Genomic DNA, 14,872 nt, shown 5'->3' with positions numbered 1-14,872 from the left:
CCGGCATCCAGGGTACCTTCAAGCTGCTGAACACGAGCAGCGGCAAAGCGCTCGATGTCTACGCCGGAGTAACGGCAGACGGAACCAACGTGCAGATTTGGACCGACAACGGCGGAGATAACCAGCTGTGGAACATCGTTCCGATCGGTGAAGGCAGCTATAAGCTTATTAACGTACGAAGCGGTAAGGCGCTCGATGTGGATGCCGGGGGAACGGCAAACGGCACCAATGTTCAGATTTGGACCGACAATGGCAGCGCTGGCCAGCGCTGGAAAATCGTCGCCAACCCGGATGGATCTCACAGACTGATCAGCAGCCTCAGCGGCAAGGCGCTCGATGTTTACGCCAAAGGAACGGCAGACGGAACCAACGTGCAGATTTGGACCGATAACGGCGGCGATAACCAGAAATGGCGGCTCGTTAAGCCTTAGGACGCGGCAGTGCGCATGGCTACCCGCAGCCATGCGCACCCATTTTACCGTAATTTTCTCAAGTTTTAAGGCATGTATGCTTTCCGCGGGGAATGCAGAGCCATACCCTGAAGATGTTCTCCGATTAATGCGGCCACGGCAGGCCCTGTTAAATCATCCAGTTCGATCTGTAATTAAATCACTCCATCCACTTAATTAAATTGCATGTTATATAACCTGGCATATATCCCGTTTTGCTTCAACAGCTTTTCGTGTGTGCCTTCTTCTGCAACCCCGTGTTCTGAAAGCACGATAATCCTTTCCGCATTCTTGATGGTGGACAGTCTATGGGCAATGACAAAGGTTGTGCGGTTCTTAGACAATCTCTCGAAGCTTTCCTGCACCACCCTTTCGCTCTCGTTGTCCAAGGCGGAGGTCGCTTCATCAAAGATAAGGATCGAAGGGTTTTTCAAAAATACCCGTGCTATACTTATGCGTTGCTTCTGACCGCCTGAAAGCTTAACGCCGCGCTGTCCGATATAAGCATTGTAGCCGCCCGGAAGCCCCATTATAAATTCATGGGCATTTGCATCCCTGGCAGCTTTTACAATTTCCTCATCTGTCGCCCCGGGTCTCCCATATAATATGTTCTCTTTAATCGTTCCTGAGAACAAATACACTTCCTGCTGTACGGTCCCGATATTGTCGCGCAATGATTTTAATGTCACGCTTTTTATATCCGTCCCGTCGATTTTAATTGCACCCCTGCTTATGTCATAGAAACGCGGTATCAGACTGCAAAGCGTCGTTTTCCCAACTCCGGATGATCCTACAATCGCTACATATTCACCGGGATTTGCCGTAATATTTATATTGCTCAGCACATCATTCGTGTCGCCGGCATACTGGAAGCCTACATTTTCAAATTCCACCTTGCCTTTAACACCGCTTAATACTGCGGCATCTTTTGCATCTGTAATATCAGGCTGAACCGCCAATATTTCCGCAAAACGTTCAAACCCAGCCACACCATTCAGGAGGTATTGGGTAAAGTTCAACAACCTTTTCACCGGGTCGATTAAAGTGTTTATATATAACAGAAAGGTAATCAGCTCAGTCAGCTGCAGCCGGTTATAGCTTATAAGAATGGCGCCTGCGACAACAACCGAAATATTCATAAATGAGATGAACCCGGTCAAGCCGTTGAAGAACAATGCCTCAACCAAATAACCGTTCTTCCTGCTTTCGAGAAAACGGCGGTTACTGCTTCTTAATTTATCCATTTCGATCTCTTCGTTGGCAAACGATTGCACGACTCTAATGCCGGAGAGGCTGTCTTCGATTTGCGTGTTGATGTCTGCTATACGTTCCTTGTTCTTTTTAAGCGCGTTTTTCATCTTTAAGCTGTAGTGGTATACGAAAATAATCATTACAGGCAGAATTAAAAAAATCGTTAAAGTAAGAATCCAATTAATACTTGCCAAAATAACGAACGAGCCTACTATTCTGACCAAAGAAATTACCGTATCTTCCGGTCCATGGTGCGCAAGCTCCGATATATCGAGCAAATCGGTTGTTGAACGCGACATAAGCTGCCCTGTTCTGGCATTGTCGTGATACTGAAACGAAAGCTTTTGAAAATGCTGAAACAAGTCGTTTCGCATATCACACTCCATCTTCGCGCCTATTACATGCCCATAATAGTCCGTATAGAAGTTGCTGACATACTCCACCACCATGAGGAACAGAAAAATCCCTACCATTTTTATTAAAAAGCCTGCAGCGATTCCGTCGTCACTTAGTGCGTTTGTCGTAATTTGATTTACCAGCAAGGGATATGCCAGCACTGCCATCGAAGCCAGCGATGCAAAGAATAAATCTGCGATCAACACCTTTTTATAAGGCTTATAGTAGGATAGAAACTTTTTGAACATTTCCACGCAGCATGCCTCCAATTTATGCTTCCCTTATGTTTTATTGTGTTCACAGCAATCAGACAGCCGTTCATCTTCACGGATTTGGTATAGTTGTTTTTCATCAATATCACTCCATTCGTCTTATTTCACCTTCATGGTAGCATCACCATATCAAGCAAACAAATTATAAATTGACTATAATCTTTTTTACCACGGCTATTCCGGTAATAACAGCTGCAACGGTCCTTATAAGCGAGAAAGGTTTTTTAAACTGAAAAAGCGGCTGAACGGACATTACACCCGCTCAAGCCGCCTGCCTTCTTATAACTGTCTATCCTTTTCTTTTCTCCGGCCGATGCTCGGACTGCTCATAAATCATTTCACCGTCGTGGAGCCGCAGCCAGGTACGGAAATCTCTTTTTCCTTCCTCCAGCAGGATGATTCTGGCACCGCGTGTAAATCCGCTCCGGCTGTAATTATTGTAGCCGGTCTGCCTGCCATAGCAGAGCCGGATTCCGTAAAGCTCGCCTATGTAATCATTAATATGGTCATGGCCGACGAAGGTGCCGATGATATTGTCCGTCTCCACCATCGCGGCAAACATGCCGGAGTTGAGATGAGGCGAACAAACCTCCTCATATTTGCTGCCGTAACAAGTGGCAAGCTCCCACACATCGCGGTATTCCGGAAGAGGAATATGAAAAAATGCAAGCGCAGGCACAATATCGCCGCGTTCGGACGCAAGTGCCTCCGATTCCCGCACGTACCACTCGATCTGGTCTCGTGCGATGGCAGCGTAGCCGCCGGCGCAGGTATTCCCGTAACTGCCTGAATCAAGAAAGAACAATGCTTTATCAGTGATCTCATCCCTGCCGAGCAGCCTCACCACGAAATTGCCGATGCCGCTTATATTCTCCGGGCCGCTTTCCGTAATGCAGTGATCGCATTGAAGCTGGACAGCCATCAGCTCCTCCCGAGTTATACCGGCCTCGGTATCATGATTGCCGAATACGGCCGCCCACGGCGTCCCGCTTGATTCCGCCGCCGCAATTGCCTGTCGGAAAGAGCGTCTCGGGTCTATGCAGGCTTGGCTTTCTATCATGTCGCCTGTAAAAACGACCAAATCAGGGTGTTCCTCATTTATTACCTGTACCATCAGATCACGCGTAAGCCCATCCTTTTTGCCTCCGTTTTCCCAGTGCAAATCCGTAAACTGAACGATTTTGAACGTGCCGTCTTCCTTGTAACGCAGTGTGTTCGCCAAACGTTTCACCCTCCGGTTCCCATGCTGGCGTCGTGGCGCGTTCTTGCGCAGATTGGCCGCTATCTCCAGTATACGCTTACACTTGGCGATCTTAAAGAGGCATTCTCCAGACTGAAGCGATACGAATTTCACAGACGCACGAAAGCGCTGTTGAAATCAAGATTAGGTGGTCCACCGGGTTTGATCTAGGACACACCTCTCCTTATAGAGTGCATTGGTAATGCCATACCTGGGCAGCCGCTCCGATTACTCCCGAGTCCGCACCGACATAAGCGGGAAGAATGCGGCACGCTTTCCTCATGCCCGGTGAAGTCCGGGCATCCACTTCCCGCTCAACTGCCGCCAAGAACAAACCGCCCGCTTCGGATAAGCCTCCTCCGATAATGACAGCCTCAGGATTAAACGTATGAATGAAGCCGCCTATTGCAGAACCGAGCGCACGGGTGACAGTGTCCATCACTTGAGCCGCATAAGGATCGCCCTGCATCCAGGCGTGAATGATGCTCCGGGGCTCGGAAGTCCATTCGACCTCCCACCCTTCAGCCTTAATGCGCTCCCTTGATACTCGCGCTATTCCGGTGCCTGACGCGTATAATTCAATGCACCCGTAATTGCCGCAGCTGCAGCGCGGGCCGTTGAAATCCACAGATACATGCCCCAGCTCTCCCGCCCCGCCGAAAGCCCCTCGCACAAGAACGCCGGCCTCCACTATCGCACCGCCGATTCCCGTCCCGAGTGCAAGGCAAATGAAATTGTTAAGACTTTTGCCAATGCCGTAATATTTCTCAGCAATTGCCATGACATTGACATCATTGTCGACATAAGTCTTCAGCAGAAAGCGCCGCTCCACCATTCGCTTGATCGGCATCCCCGTCCAGCCGGGAAGAGTATCGACCGCGAAAGCGACCGAGCCTGAATGAAAGTCGATTTGCCCGGCGCTTCCGATTCCGATACCGGCGATCCCGGCTTCTCCGGCTTTTCCGGTTTCACCGGTGGACACCTCAGTACCAGCCTGGCGGCTGAGCATGCGGCCGATGCCGTCCAGCACTTTATCCATTACCTGCTGCGCTCCATTCTGCGCTTCCGTCGGCACAATGTCCCGGTCGTGAATGATCCCGTTTCTGTCGATGACCGCAAATTGGATCTTCGTTCCGCCGATATCGACCCCGATTGCATATTCCACCGCGGCTCCCCTTCCCTAGAACTCCATCCCTTCGGGCCAGTGAGTTTCGATCCCCTGACGCCTGATCAAATCCAGAAATGCTTCAAGATGCTGTTTTGAGGCACGTACCTCATGCGGTGAAATGTCATTCAGGATCGAATACGCAGCCAAATAACCGGCGGATTCGCCGATATTCCACTCCGTCGGATGCAAACGATAACAACCGTTCGTGATTTGTGTCGTACCGATGTTCTTGCAGCCTGGAAGCATGTTTCTCATTCGCACAGGCAGTAGCGCTCCAAGCGGAATCTCATAGGGAACGGTTGGAATGTAAAATTTCCTGTTTGAAACCGTAGTCGGATGCAGGTCAAGGTAATAACTGCCGACCCCAACGCTGTCTTCATAGCGCCGTATGCCCAGCTCTCCCCGAAGCTCCCTGCTTACGTCGGTTTCCGTAATCGTATATTGAGCCTTGATGCGCCTTGATTCGCGGATATACGGGTACTTCGCGAGTCCGTCCCCGGTACCGAGCACATCCTTGCGCAGCCGGATCCCCGGGTATCCTGCTCCGCCGTCCGGACGCGGAGCCTCGGTCTGCAGCCAGTAGACGAGCGATAAGCTGAGCTGCCTTGCACCCTTCAGATGCTGCTGCCTTTCTTCCTCCGGAACGCCGTAAATCGGCCCCAGAAAGTAGTCGTTCTGACTCCAGTTGACCAGTGTAATGTCGCTCTGATACAAACCTTCCGCGAACAAGGAGCGGTCAATTATTCTGCGGTATGTCCACAGCGGCATCGGTTCCGACCCGTCCGGAAACAGAGCAATCTCTCTTGTTCCATCTTCAGTGTTCACGTCCGGAATGAATAGACTCAGGAGAGGATGCCCGGAAAACCCCGGCACGTAATGCCGCCAGAAATCGTACTGCTCCGGCTTCTCAATCGTGAAGTCGCCGCCCGCCGAATAATCAAGGGCGAATACATGCGTTACCGACTGCATGTCCAGCGGATCAGCCGTTATAGCGGCATGCGGTTCCCCTGTTGCGCTCTGAGCTTCGGCTCCCGTAACATATTCCACGCCGGCAAGCGGCAGCAGATCCCCGCACTCCGTGGCATCCACATAGCAGGCGCCTTCAAGAATGACAGCATCTCCGGTTGCGCCGCTTTCAACCGTGACGGATTCAATTATATCCTCGCCCACAGCCGCCAAGGCAGGGCGAAAACCATAAAATATCTTGATGCGGCCGCTGCTCACATAAGGCGCCATCATGTCCTCAAGCACTCTTAGCGATACTCTCGGTTCATGGCATAGGCGGCTTACCCATCCGTTTCCCGGATTTAGAAGCGCTGTATGCTTCGCTTCTTCGGTAAGCGGATAATTCTCCTTGTAATACTGCCGCACCCGATCGCGAAACTCCCTGTACGTTCGGGTGCAGCCGAAGCTTTCGATCCACTTGTGCTCATCCGGTGGAACTGCCTGACTCGTCAGCTGCCCGCCGAGCCAATCCGTTTCTTCGGTGAGGATAACGCGCAGACCCATTTTCGCCACGGCCAAAGCGGCCATACAGCCGCCGAGCCCTCCGCCAAGCACGATAACGTCAGCCGATTCTCTCATTCGCATCGCCTTTCTTTAACATATTCAAGGTGAACACAACGTATCACTCGCTGAACTTTCACTTCACCATTTTATGAACAATAAAAGGAAATATCCATTTAACTTTAAGAGGAGACTGTCCGGATAAAAAAAAAGAACCGATCGCGGATGATCGGTTCCCTCCAGATTTATGCCATGTCTCATGTTAATATAATTTATCCGCGACGGACCTGGCCGTTTTCTTCAGTGACTCGTACATATTTCTTATTAGTTTTAAGAAAACTTAATATTCTTTGTTATAACTTGACGGATGTCTATGGATAACGAGTTGTGTTAAAATATAACACGTCGTCCATGTTTAGGCATATTTTTCAACGACGGCCAATCCGATATAGACTTTCAAATCAAATGGAGGTTTGACACATGAATCACCTGATCGTTTACGCCCATCCGAACCCGGAAAGCTTTAACCACGCCATATTGGAAACGACAGTAAATGCACTGAGAAAGAAAGGTCACGAGGTTGTTGTGCGCGATTTGTACGACATCGATTTCCAACCGGTACTGAATCCGCAGGATACCGCGGCGATGAAAGCCGGACAGACTCCGGAGGATATTAAAACAGAGCAGGAGTTTATCACCCGTGCGGATGTCATTACATTCATTTATCCGATTTGGTGGACCGGTTTGCCCGCTATTCTGAAAGGGTATGTAGATCGGGTTTTCTCTTATGGTTTTGCATATGCATACGGAGAAGCAGGAATCGATCAATTGCTGAAAGGGAAGAAAGGCCTAATTATTAACACCCACGGCGCGCCAAAAGAATTTTATGATCAAATCGGAATGACGGCTGGACTTAAAATCACCTCGGATATCGGTATTTTCGATTTCACGGGGATTGAAACGGTAGAGCACTTGCTTTTTGGAAATGTCCCCGGTGCAGGCGAAGCAGCGCTTAAGGATATATTGAGACAAGTTGAAGACACTGTAACTTCAGTGTTCTGAACTCAATCGATTGACTCAAATGTAACGCCAGATCCTTTCATTACAAAATGGAGCAGCCGGAAATGTTCCCGGCTGCTCTATTTTATTTCAGTATGTAAGCAGATAACGGAAGGCGTAATTGCTCGATCGCCTCAATGACGAGCCGCGCCATTTGTTTGGCTCCATATTCGGAGAAATGTGTATCGTCCTGAATGCCGTCCGGATAATTAGGAGACTCCCCCGGCTCAAGCCATACGAATAATGATTTGGATTGCTCGGGTCCCAAGCTTTCGATAAGAGCTTTGCTGCGGACATCCAAATCGATGATAGGAACATTGCATTCTTCGGCAAGCTGCTTCATCGCTATCGGATAATCCCCATGAGTGTCCAGATGATTGCCATGCTCATCGAATTTCCTGCGCTGCACGGAAGTAATAAGTACCGGCACCGCTTCTTTGCTTCGGGCGACGTCGACGTAACGCTTCAGATATGATTTATAAGTGCTGAAAGGCTCTGTGCGTCTCTCCTCATCCGGCTTCTGGTCGTTATGGCCGAACTGGATAAGCAGATAATCCCCGCTTCCGATATTGGCTTCAATCTTGGCCAGCCTTCCCTCATCGATAAAGCTCTTGGAGCTTCGACCGGAGAAAGCTTCATTATGTACTATTGCCTCCCCGTTCATAAAGCTCTGCAGCACCTCTCCCCATCCTTCCATAGGAGCGGCATGGTTACCGGAGACCGTTGAATCGCCTGCAAGAAATACGTTTATTCGCGGCATAGTGAACCCCCTTGAGAATGTTGTCTGTTCCGGATTCCATCCGTCATTGCCTGATAGAACATTTGCGATTGAATAGTCATCAGCCTCTTTAATCGTCAGCATACTAGACCAAGGTGCACGCTGAGCGGCAGCAGCCGCCCCGGGTCCCGAGCTGTTATATTCGCAGTAACGGGTTGTCCGCTCGCTCGCCGGCTTATCCCAGTTATGCCATCCTTCGGGCTTGATGTGATCTCCCATCCAACAATTCAGAAAGGCGACTTTCGCATGAATTCTCCATGGTCTTCCGAGATAAACCGACTGTCGCGGCGCATCTCCAGTGAGGCTGCATTCGGTAAAAACATAACCGAACGGGGCGTCTTCAGGCGTAGATGCCGCCGTTATCCAGCCGTTGGTGTACGAAGGACCCGACCGTTCTGCCGGCCCGGCAAGCCGGTTTCTGGAAAATATTTCGCACCGGTTAAACACGGCGGTCGCCGATCCGAATATGAAATCCACATCTCCTTCAATATAGCATCTTTCGTAATACTGCCGCACCTTTCTTCTCGGCGCCTGATCTCTGGGCCCTCCGAAAGTGGCTCTCTCAACAGGAGCTTCCGGCAGGGGACCGGTGAAGACGGTATCCTGGCAGCCTATAAACCGGCAGTCCTTGAATGCAGCACGGTCTCCATCGATGTACGCCGCAAGCGCCTGCCCGACTGCGTCCCCTCTTCCGGCGGAATTGATGAATGTCAGATTCTCGGCTTGAAAGTCATCTGCACCTATAAAAACGGAATATGAATAAAAGGTGTAATAATAAGTACCGTCAGGAAATTTCTTCTTCGCATAATCGTCGAAAGTGATGACCGTTCTTTCCGCATCCTCACCCTTCAGCCTAATATAGGGCTTCTCGATATGAAGCTTCTCTTTATAAACGCCGCTTTTAATGAACACTGTTACAAGATTCGAATTATTTGACGGTATGGCGTTAATCGCTTCCTGAATACTTGTAAAATCACCGCTTCCATCCGCAGCAACAATCATGCACTGGCCTCTTCACCGGTCATAGCCGCATGATAGCGTTCCATTTCCAAACTTGCCAGCAGAAATGGCGCCATGCCCATATGAGCATCGGATACGACCTGCTCTCTGATGTAATATCCGTAAGTTCCGTCTCGGTCGAGACTTAGACCGGCTCCATGACAGATCGAATGCAGATGAACGCCGGATTCGTCCTCTTCGACCAGCCGGTCCAGAATACCCTGATAACCTCTGACTGCGTTAGAATGAAAATTACCCGATAAATAACGTAATCGCAGCCCTTTTGCCATCGCATAAACGAACATGCTTGAACCGGAAGCCTCCAAATAATTCCCCTCCCGGAAGCCCTGGTCCAGAACCTGAAACCATAATCCGCTATCTCTCTCCTGAACACGGCAAAGCGAGTGGCACATCCGCTCGAATATGCCGATTATCGTTCCCCGCTTTGGATGATCGACCGGAAAATGCTCAAGACTATCCACTATCGCCATCGCGTACCAGCCCATCGCACGGCTCCAGAAATTCTGCGAGCAGCCGGTAACGGGATCAGCCCATATTTGCTCCTTGGACTCATCCCACCCGTGATACAGCAGCCCGGTCTTCGGATCACGGGTTTTCTGCTCTACCAATAACAGCTGATGCGCCACTTCATCGAAGAGCTGCGGACGCTCAAATGTCTTCGCGTATTGCGCCAGAAAAGGCATCGCCATGTACAAGCCGTCGAGCCACATCTGGAACGGATATACTTTCTTGTGCCAGAGCCCTCCGCCGGATGTTCTCGGGTGTCCGAGCAGCTGAGCGGCGAGCAGATGCGCCGCTTTCTCATACCGGCTTTCCCCTGTTATCTTCATGAGGGTGAACAGGTTTTTGCCCTGGTTGATTTGGTCAAGATTATATTCTTCCAGCGAATAGGAGTAAATCGTCCCGTCTTCACGAACGAATAAGTCCATGTGCCTCTTCATGAAATCAGAATACTCAGGGATTCCATATTGCTCCCCTGTTCGGCCCAGGGCCATCAGCATCATGCCCGGAACATACGCCCATCGTTTCGCAAGCTCCGAGTGATACCCTTTATTATCCGATTCGTTTACAATCGTCTCGGCCGTTTTCTGCGCCCACCCGATGGACGCTTGGCCTGTTAACAGCTTATTCATATCAGACTCATCCCTTTCCTGTTTAGCATCAAGCACGCAGCCCTCGAACGATACTGACAACCTACCCTCCGAATTCAGGCAGAAAAAAATGTTTAACGCTATCATTTTAACGAATTAAAGTAATATTTTCTTTATCGCTTTCTGTCACTATTCGCTTCGAATTTTCTTTTCTTGTCATATGGTCCGTTCATTCGTTTCATTGATATAAAAAAAAGTTTCCCCGCCGGCCGCGCGGAGCGGCGGCAAGGAAACGCGCGTAACAACTTAACCGAAAATTACAACCCTGTAACTTGAAACCAATCAACGTCGATGAATCCGCCCGCGCCCTGCTGCGTTCCGTCATGGATCGCGAACAAACCGGCTTTCGCACCGACCCAGTGCCCTTCTCTAGCCTGGAACGCAGGCCCGTCAACAGCTGTGAAGTTTGTCCCGTCTGTGCTGAAGCTGAACGAGCATAATGCATTTTCCTCAACCGAGACCCGAAGATAGACCGTTTCGACTGCAGCTTCCGTGTACCATAATACGGTCTCCTGCTTGGCGTCCCCTTCCGCCCTGAATAGTATGAGGCCACCGCCGTCTTCGTCTGAGCTGCGCCGAAGTCCCAAATAAGCATAGCTATAGCCGAAGATAATGAGTCCAGCTTTGTCTCCCTGGACCATCGCATGACAATCAAGCTTTGCCGTCGCTTGAAAGCGGAGAGCGGGGAATTTCTGCAGAAGCAGCTGTGGGACATCATATAAGGTAGCGGCGTCGCTGGGAAGCGGTGCGGCATAAAGTCTCAGATGGCTTTGTCTTTCTCCAAGCTTATACCAATCAGCTTTCGGGTTTGCCTGCCATTGCCACTGAAGGCCGAGCACCGCATCATCGAACCCGTCAGAAGTGACCGGTGTTTCTACCGGATATTCCCTTCCTACATCCGGTTTCTTGAACCGCAGCACCGGTTCGCCGATACCGTCACCGTTACTGTCTTCACCCATCAACGGCCAATCATCTACCCAGTTGACAGGCTGCAGGTGTATAATGCGGCCATACGCATCCTTATCCTGGAAATGAAGGAACCATGATTCACCCGAATCCAGCTCCACCCACCCGCCTTGGTGGGGGCCGTTCACCGGTGAATCTCCTTGATGAAGGACGATCCGATCCTCGTACGGACCGAATACCGACTTCGAACGCAGAATCATCTGCCAGCCTGTCGGGACTCCGCCGGCCGGTGCGAACATATAGTAATACCCGTTCCGTTTATACATCTTGGGTCCTTCCAATGTCGGATGGGTAACGGTGCCGTCGAAAATAATTTGTCCGTCATCAAGCAGACTCTTTCCGTCGAGAGACATCCGGCAAAGGTTTAATTTGCTTTTGATCCCGCAGCGGCTGTGCGCGAAAGCGTGCACCAGATAAGCCTGACCGTCTTCATCCCAGAACGGACAAGTATCGATCAATCCCTTCCCTTCCTTAACCAAGTGGAGTGGCGTCCATTGCCCCGCCGGGTCATCAGCAGTAGTCATGAATATACCGACGTCCGGATCACCATAATATATCCAGAATTTGCCATTGTGGAACCGGATGCTCGGAGCCCAAACGCCTTTACCGTGATGCGGCTTATCATAACCCGGCAAATCCATACTCTGCATAACGTGATTGATCAGTTTCCAGTTAATCAGATCCTTCGAGTGCAGGATAGGCAGTCCCGGCAGATGACTGAAGCTTGAGGCCGTCATATAGAAATCTTCTCCGACTCTGATTACGTCAGGGTCCGAATAATCGGCATGAAGAACCGGATTGATAAACGTGCCGTCTCCTTGGTCCGACACCCATGGTTGACTATTATTTAGATTCATTGTCGTGCTCATTTATGATTCCTCCCAAATAAACATTCAAAAACGTCTTCATTTTATCACATGTGGACACTTACTAACTTATCAAATACTCACGAATTATTTAAAAAATACTCATTTTTTGTCCATTTTTTAATTCTTTACACACAAAAAAACCGCTGCTGCCCTTTTTTTGCTCAGCGGCGGTTCTATTCGTACAACTCAAAGGCATCGGAGGCACGAGTGTCTTAAACTGCGGCTCGTCCACGCAGACATAGCCAAGTCCCTCGTCTTCCAGCAATTCGAATATCCGCTCATCGATCCACTCTTCATGGCGGAACTCAACTACTACAGGAATATCCCCCAACTGCTCCCTGAAATCCTTCAAATTAAAATAGAAAGGACTATTCCGCGGAAGTTCGTGGCTTGTGCTACATGGGTTTCCTTTGCCATGTCAATTCCCACAACAAGATGATAGGTGGTATTTCGTTCAATACGTTGATTTCCCTTTATGCGATCTGCGTAATAACAAGGTGTGCGGAAACTGACCTTGTTCCTCCAGCTAATGGAGTGATCGTGAGTGCCGCGGCATTGCCGGCAGGATTTCGAACTGTGAGAACTGAATTAATGACCGAAGTTTGCACAAGAGCCATTCCTACTATTTGAGAAGTTCCTGTTGCACGCCCGACCACCGTATAAGGCAGGTCAGCGCCATTGAGCGTTAAAATGAGTTGACCCGGCTCATTTACACCTACCTGAAACAAAACCTGATAAGTGCCAATTGCAGCCAAGTTAAATGAGCTCGCATTTACACGGGTAATTTCAGTCCCACTGTTTGGACCATCTTGCGGAAAACTTACATCCGTGTCGGGAGCAACAGTTGCTGCATTATCAGGAGGCATTAAGGCAAAAAAATCTGCAAAGCCTAATACTCCACCTTCTGGTCCAGCTGCGCCAATTGCTCCTGTCAGTCCTGCTAGTCCCTGGGGTCCAAGCGCTCCTGCCAGTCCTTCGGGGCCAATTGCGCCAATTGCTCCTGCCAGTCCTGCTAGTCCCCGGGGTCCAAGTGCTCCTGCAAAACCTTCGGGTCCAAGTGCGCCAATCGCTCCCACAAGTCCTGCTTGTCCTTGGGGTCCAAGTGCGCCTGCAAGTCCTCCGGGTCCAGCTTCTGCAATTGCTCCCGCAAGTCCTTGAAGTAATTGCTGTCCAGTAGGCGGGGGACACGGGCATTGTTTTTTAATAACTTTTTTATTAACCCAATGACGACGTCTCTTTACGGTTTTCTTTTTAAACCGTTTTTTTCTATCCGGACAACTCAACAATGACACCTCCCTCTATAGATGGTTTAGTGTACGTGAGTCGTTTATTTTAGGCATGGACTAATAGCCGGTATTGGCTAGACTAAAAACTATTTTTTAGAATATTGGGTTAATGGTAGGGTAGAATTTCACCACAAAAACCCTAGCCTTATTCGGTATTCCATTCTACGCATCGCCATCCGCTGATTTGTCAATGATGACTCGATGCAGTGAGGCTCCAGGCAAATTACCGTTAATCAATACGACAGGCAGTCGCTTGTTGACCTCAGCCACTTCTTTAATCAACTCCGCACCACATTTGACTAAATCGACCCGACGCCGAGCATGATGTTTCCTTCCACCTGTTTCTCAACTAGAATAATTTCACTGTCTTTCGAGCTAACCTCTACTTCCTATGCTCGTAGTGGAGCACGACGTTTCCGGAATCGAACGCTTTCGCTTCCATCAGAGTGAGTCCAAACTGACCGACATTCAGAAATAGAGGCTTGCCTCCACCTGAAACAACGGGAGTGACGATAAATATAAACTCGTCAATCAAACCTTCTTCCGCAAGCTGCTGTATGATGGAGCCGCTGCCCAGCACGAGTATATCAGAGCCAGCGTCTTCTTTTAATTGTCGCACGACTTCAATCAGGTTGCCATCGAAGATTTGTGTGTTTTTCCAATTCGAACTTTTGATTGTTGTGGAGAAAACGACTTTAGTCATGTCGGTTAACTCTTCAGCGATCTCCTTCAAATGTTTGGGCGCATGGGAATCATTCAGAACAGGCACCCAGGAGCGTTCAAATCCACGATAAGTCGTGCCTCCGAGGATAAGCGTGTCCATCTTGCCGCCGATTAAATGCGCTGCTTTGTCTACCTCTGGGTCATGAATAAACCAATCCATACCAAAACTGGCTTCAGTGGGGCTAGCAAAGTAACCGTCGATCGATATTCGGTTCAACATTTTAATTTTGCTCATGCTTCATCACTCCTTGGTAAGTTGGTTAATTATTTCCTAATGGAATAACCTGATCATACCCGGAATGGGTGACAAAAAATTGGACGAAACCGTCTTTTTTCTACAAGTATGAGGACCCGGCCAGGTCACTATGAAATTCACTAACCTTCATCGCTATATGTTTCGGGCTTACCCAGGAGAACAACTTCATATCGCGTATAAAATGAGACTGATCGTAATAGTTCAGCGCATAGGCGACGTCGGACAATCGTTCGAACTGCCCTGAATGCATCAATCGTAATGCTTCATTGACGCGCCTTAACCTTATGTACAATTGCGGCGGCATGCCTACGACACGGGCGAATCTCTTCTGTAATTGCCGCTCCGAAATATGAAAAGCAGCTACCAGCCCCTCCACTGAAATACTCGAGATATGATCGCGAATATAATCCAGCGTCAACTCGATGAGCTCGTCCCTGCAAGCTGAAACACGATACCCGGATAACCACTCGGACACACCTTAA

At 49.5% G+C, this 14,872-nt stretch carries 14 protein-coding genes and 1 pseudogene; 3 read left to right on the top strand and 12 right to left on the bottom strand.

Annotated elements, in window-relative coordinates:
• The first annotated feature begins 5 nt into the window (after window positions 1–5).
• Window positions 6–431, top strand: coding sequence for an RICIN domain-containing protein (locus tag KZ483_RS28485; RefSeq protein ID WP_258881731.1), 426 nt, complete (start codon window positions 6–8; stop codon window positions 429–431).
• A 191-nt stretch (window positions 432–622) separates the two neighbouring features.
• Here the strand turns inward: KZ483_RS28485 and KZ483_RS12300 are convergent, their stop codons facing one another.
• Complete coding sequence (locus tag KZ483_RS12300) at window positions 623–2,344, bottom strand: ABC transporter ATP-binding protein (protein ID WP_397376197.1); 1,722 nt, start codon at window positions 2,342–2,344, stop codon at window positions 623–625.
• Between the two features lie 313 nt (window positions 2,345–2,657).
• A complete protein-coding gene (locus tag KZ483_RS12295; protein WP_220352908.1) occupies window positions 2,658–3,590 on the bottom strand; it encodes a metallophosphoesterase family protein in 933 nt (310 codons plus the stop codon).
• 21 nt (window positions 3,591–3,611) lie between these two features.
• Between KZ483_RS12295 and KZ483_RS12290 the strand changes: the two genes are divergently transcribed.
• Window positions 3,612–3,779: a hypothetical protein gene (locus KZ483_RS12290; RefSeq protein WP_220352907.1), complete on the top strand. Its 168-nt coding sequence runs from the start codon at window positions 3,612–3,614 to the stop codon at window positions 3,777–3,779.
• A 13-nt stretch (window positions 3,780–3,792) separates the two neighbouring features.
• Here KZ483_RS12290 and KZ483_RS12285 read toward each other — a convergent pair whose 3' ends face one another.
• Both KZ483_RS12285 and KZ483_RS12280 read right to left on the bottom strand, forming a co-directional pair.
• A complete protein-coding gene (locus tag KZ483_RS12285; protein WP_220352906.1) occupies window positions 3,793–4,773 on the bottom strand; it encodes an ROK family protein in 981 nt (326 codons plus the stop codon).
• Window positions 4,774–4,788: 15 nt separating this feature from the next.
• On the bottom strand, window positions 4,789–6,366 hold the full coding sequence (locus tag KZ483_RS12280) for an FAD-dependent oxidoreductase (RefSeq protein WP_220352905.1): 1,578 nt from the start codon (window positions 6,364–6,366) through the stop codon (window positions 4,789–4,791).
• Between the two features lie 396 nt (window positions 6,367–6,762).
• On the opposite strand from KZ483_RS12280, the gene KZ483_RS12275 reads away from it, so the two are divergent.
• Window positions 6,763–7,344: an NAD(P)H-dependent oxidoreductase gene (locus tag KZ483_RS12275; RefSeq protein WP_220352904.1), complete on the top strand. Its 582-nt coding sequence runs from the start codon at window positions 6,763–6,765 to the stop codon at window positions 7,342–7,344.
• 82 nt (window positions 7,345–7,426) lie between these two features.
• Here KZ483_RS12275 and KZ483_RS29120 read toward each other — a convergent pair whose 3' ends face one another.
• The 8 genes and pseudogenes from KZ483_RS29120 to KZ483_RS12235 form a co-directional block, all read right to left on the bottom strand.
• On the bottom strand, window positions 7,427–8,101 hold the full coding sequence (locus tag KZ483_RS29120) for a rhamnogalacturonan acetylesterase (protein WP_220353405.1): 675 nt from the start codon (window positions 8,099–8,101) through the stop codon (window positions 7,427–7,429).
• A 108-nt stretch (window positions 8,102–8,209) separates the two neighbouring features.
• Window positions 8,210–9,121: pseudogene (locus tag KZ483_RS29115) on the bottom strand (pectinesterase family protein); the annotation flags it as partial.
• Entirely contained in the window at window positions 9,118–10,272 is a 1,155-nt protein-coding gene (locus KZ483_RS12260) for a glycoside hydrolase family 88/105 protein (RefSeq protein ID WP_220352903.1), read from the bottom strand. The pseudogene KZ483_RS29115 and the gene KZ483_RS12260, both read right to left, overlap by 4 nt.
• Window positions 10,273–10,547: 275 nt before the next feature.
• A complete protein-coding gene (locus KZ483_RS12255; RefSeq protein ID WP_220352901.1) occupies window positions 10,548–12,125 on the bottom strand; it encodes a glycoside hydrolase family 43 protein in 1,578 nt (525 codons plus the stop codon).
• Between the two features lie 88 nt (window positions 12,126–12,213).
• Window positions 12,214–12,477, bottom strand: a complete 264-nt coding sequence (locus KZ483_RS12250; RefSeq protein WP_258881669.1) for a DUF72 domain-containing protein — start codon at window positions 12,475–12,477, stop codon at window positions 12,214–12,216.
• Window positions 12,478–12,598: 121 nt separating this feature from the next.
• Window positions 12,599–13,417, bottom strand: a complete 819-nt coding sequence (locus KZ483_RS12245; RefSeq protein WP_309568664.1) for a collagen-like protein — start codon at window positions 13,415–13,417, stop codon at window positions 12,599–12,601.
• Window positions 13,418–13,793: 376 nt separating this feature from the next.
• Complete coding sequence (locus KZ483_RS12240) at window positions 13,794–14,369, bottom strand: dihydrofolate reductase family protein (RefSeq protein WP_220352899.1); 576 nt, start codon at window positions 14,367–14,369, stop codon at window positions 13,794–13,796.
• Between the two features lie 100 nt (window positions 14,370–14,469).
• Window positions 14,470–14,865 carry a helix-turn-helix domain-containing protein gene (locus KZ483_RS12235; RefSeq protein ID WP_258881668.1) on the bottom strand — a complete coding sequence of 132 codons (396 nt, stop codon included), beginning with the start codon at window positions 14,863–14,865 and terminating at the stop codon, window positions 14,470–14,472.
• Window positions 14,866–14,872: the final 7 nt, after the last annotated feature.

The organism is Paenibacillus sp. sptzw28, assembly GCF_019550795.1.
Lineage (GTDB): Bacteria > Bacillota > Bacilli > Paenibacillales > Paenibacillaceae > Paenibacillus_Z.
The sequence above is the reverse complement of the archived record's forward strand: the minus strand, read 5'-3'. Positions and strand labels throughout refer to the sequence as shown.

Bases quoted from the DNA above. Each gene is read 5' to 3' on its own strand.
- KZ483_RS12300 (WP_397376197.1), bottom strand. From the start codon at position 2,344: ATGTTCAAAAAGTTTCTATCCTACTATAAGCCTTATAAAAAGGTGTTG.
- KZ483_RS12290 (WP_220352907.1), top strand. From the start codon at position 3,612: ATGCTGGCGTCGTGGCGCGTTCTTGCGCAGATTGGCCGCTATCTCCAG.
- KZ483_RS12280 (WP_220352905.1), bottom strand. From the start codon at position 6,366: ATGCGAATGAGAGAATCGGCTGACGTTATCGTGCTTGGCGGAGGGCTC.
- KZ483_RS12275 (WP_220352904.1), top strand. From the start codon at position 6,763: ATGAATCACCTGATCGTTTACGCCCATCCGAACCCGGAAAGCTTTAAC.
- KZ483_RS29120 (WP_220353405.1), bottom strand. From the start codon at position 8,101: ATGCCGCGAATAAACGTATTTCTTGCAGGCGATTCAACGGTCTCCGGT.
- KZ483_RS12260 (WP_220352903.1), bottom strand. From the start codon at position 10,272: ATGAATAAGCTGTTAACAGGCCAAGCGTCCATCGGGTGGGCGCAGAAA.
- KZ483_RS12255 (WP_220352901.1), bottom strand. From the start codon at position 12,125: ATGAGCACGACAATGAATCTAAATAATAGTCAACCATGGGTGTCGGAC.
- KZ483_RS12240 (WP_220352899.1), bottom strand. From the start codon at position 14,369: ATGAGCAAAATTAAAATGTTGAACCGAATATCGATCGACGGTTACTTT.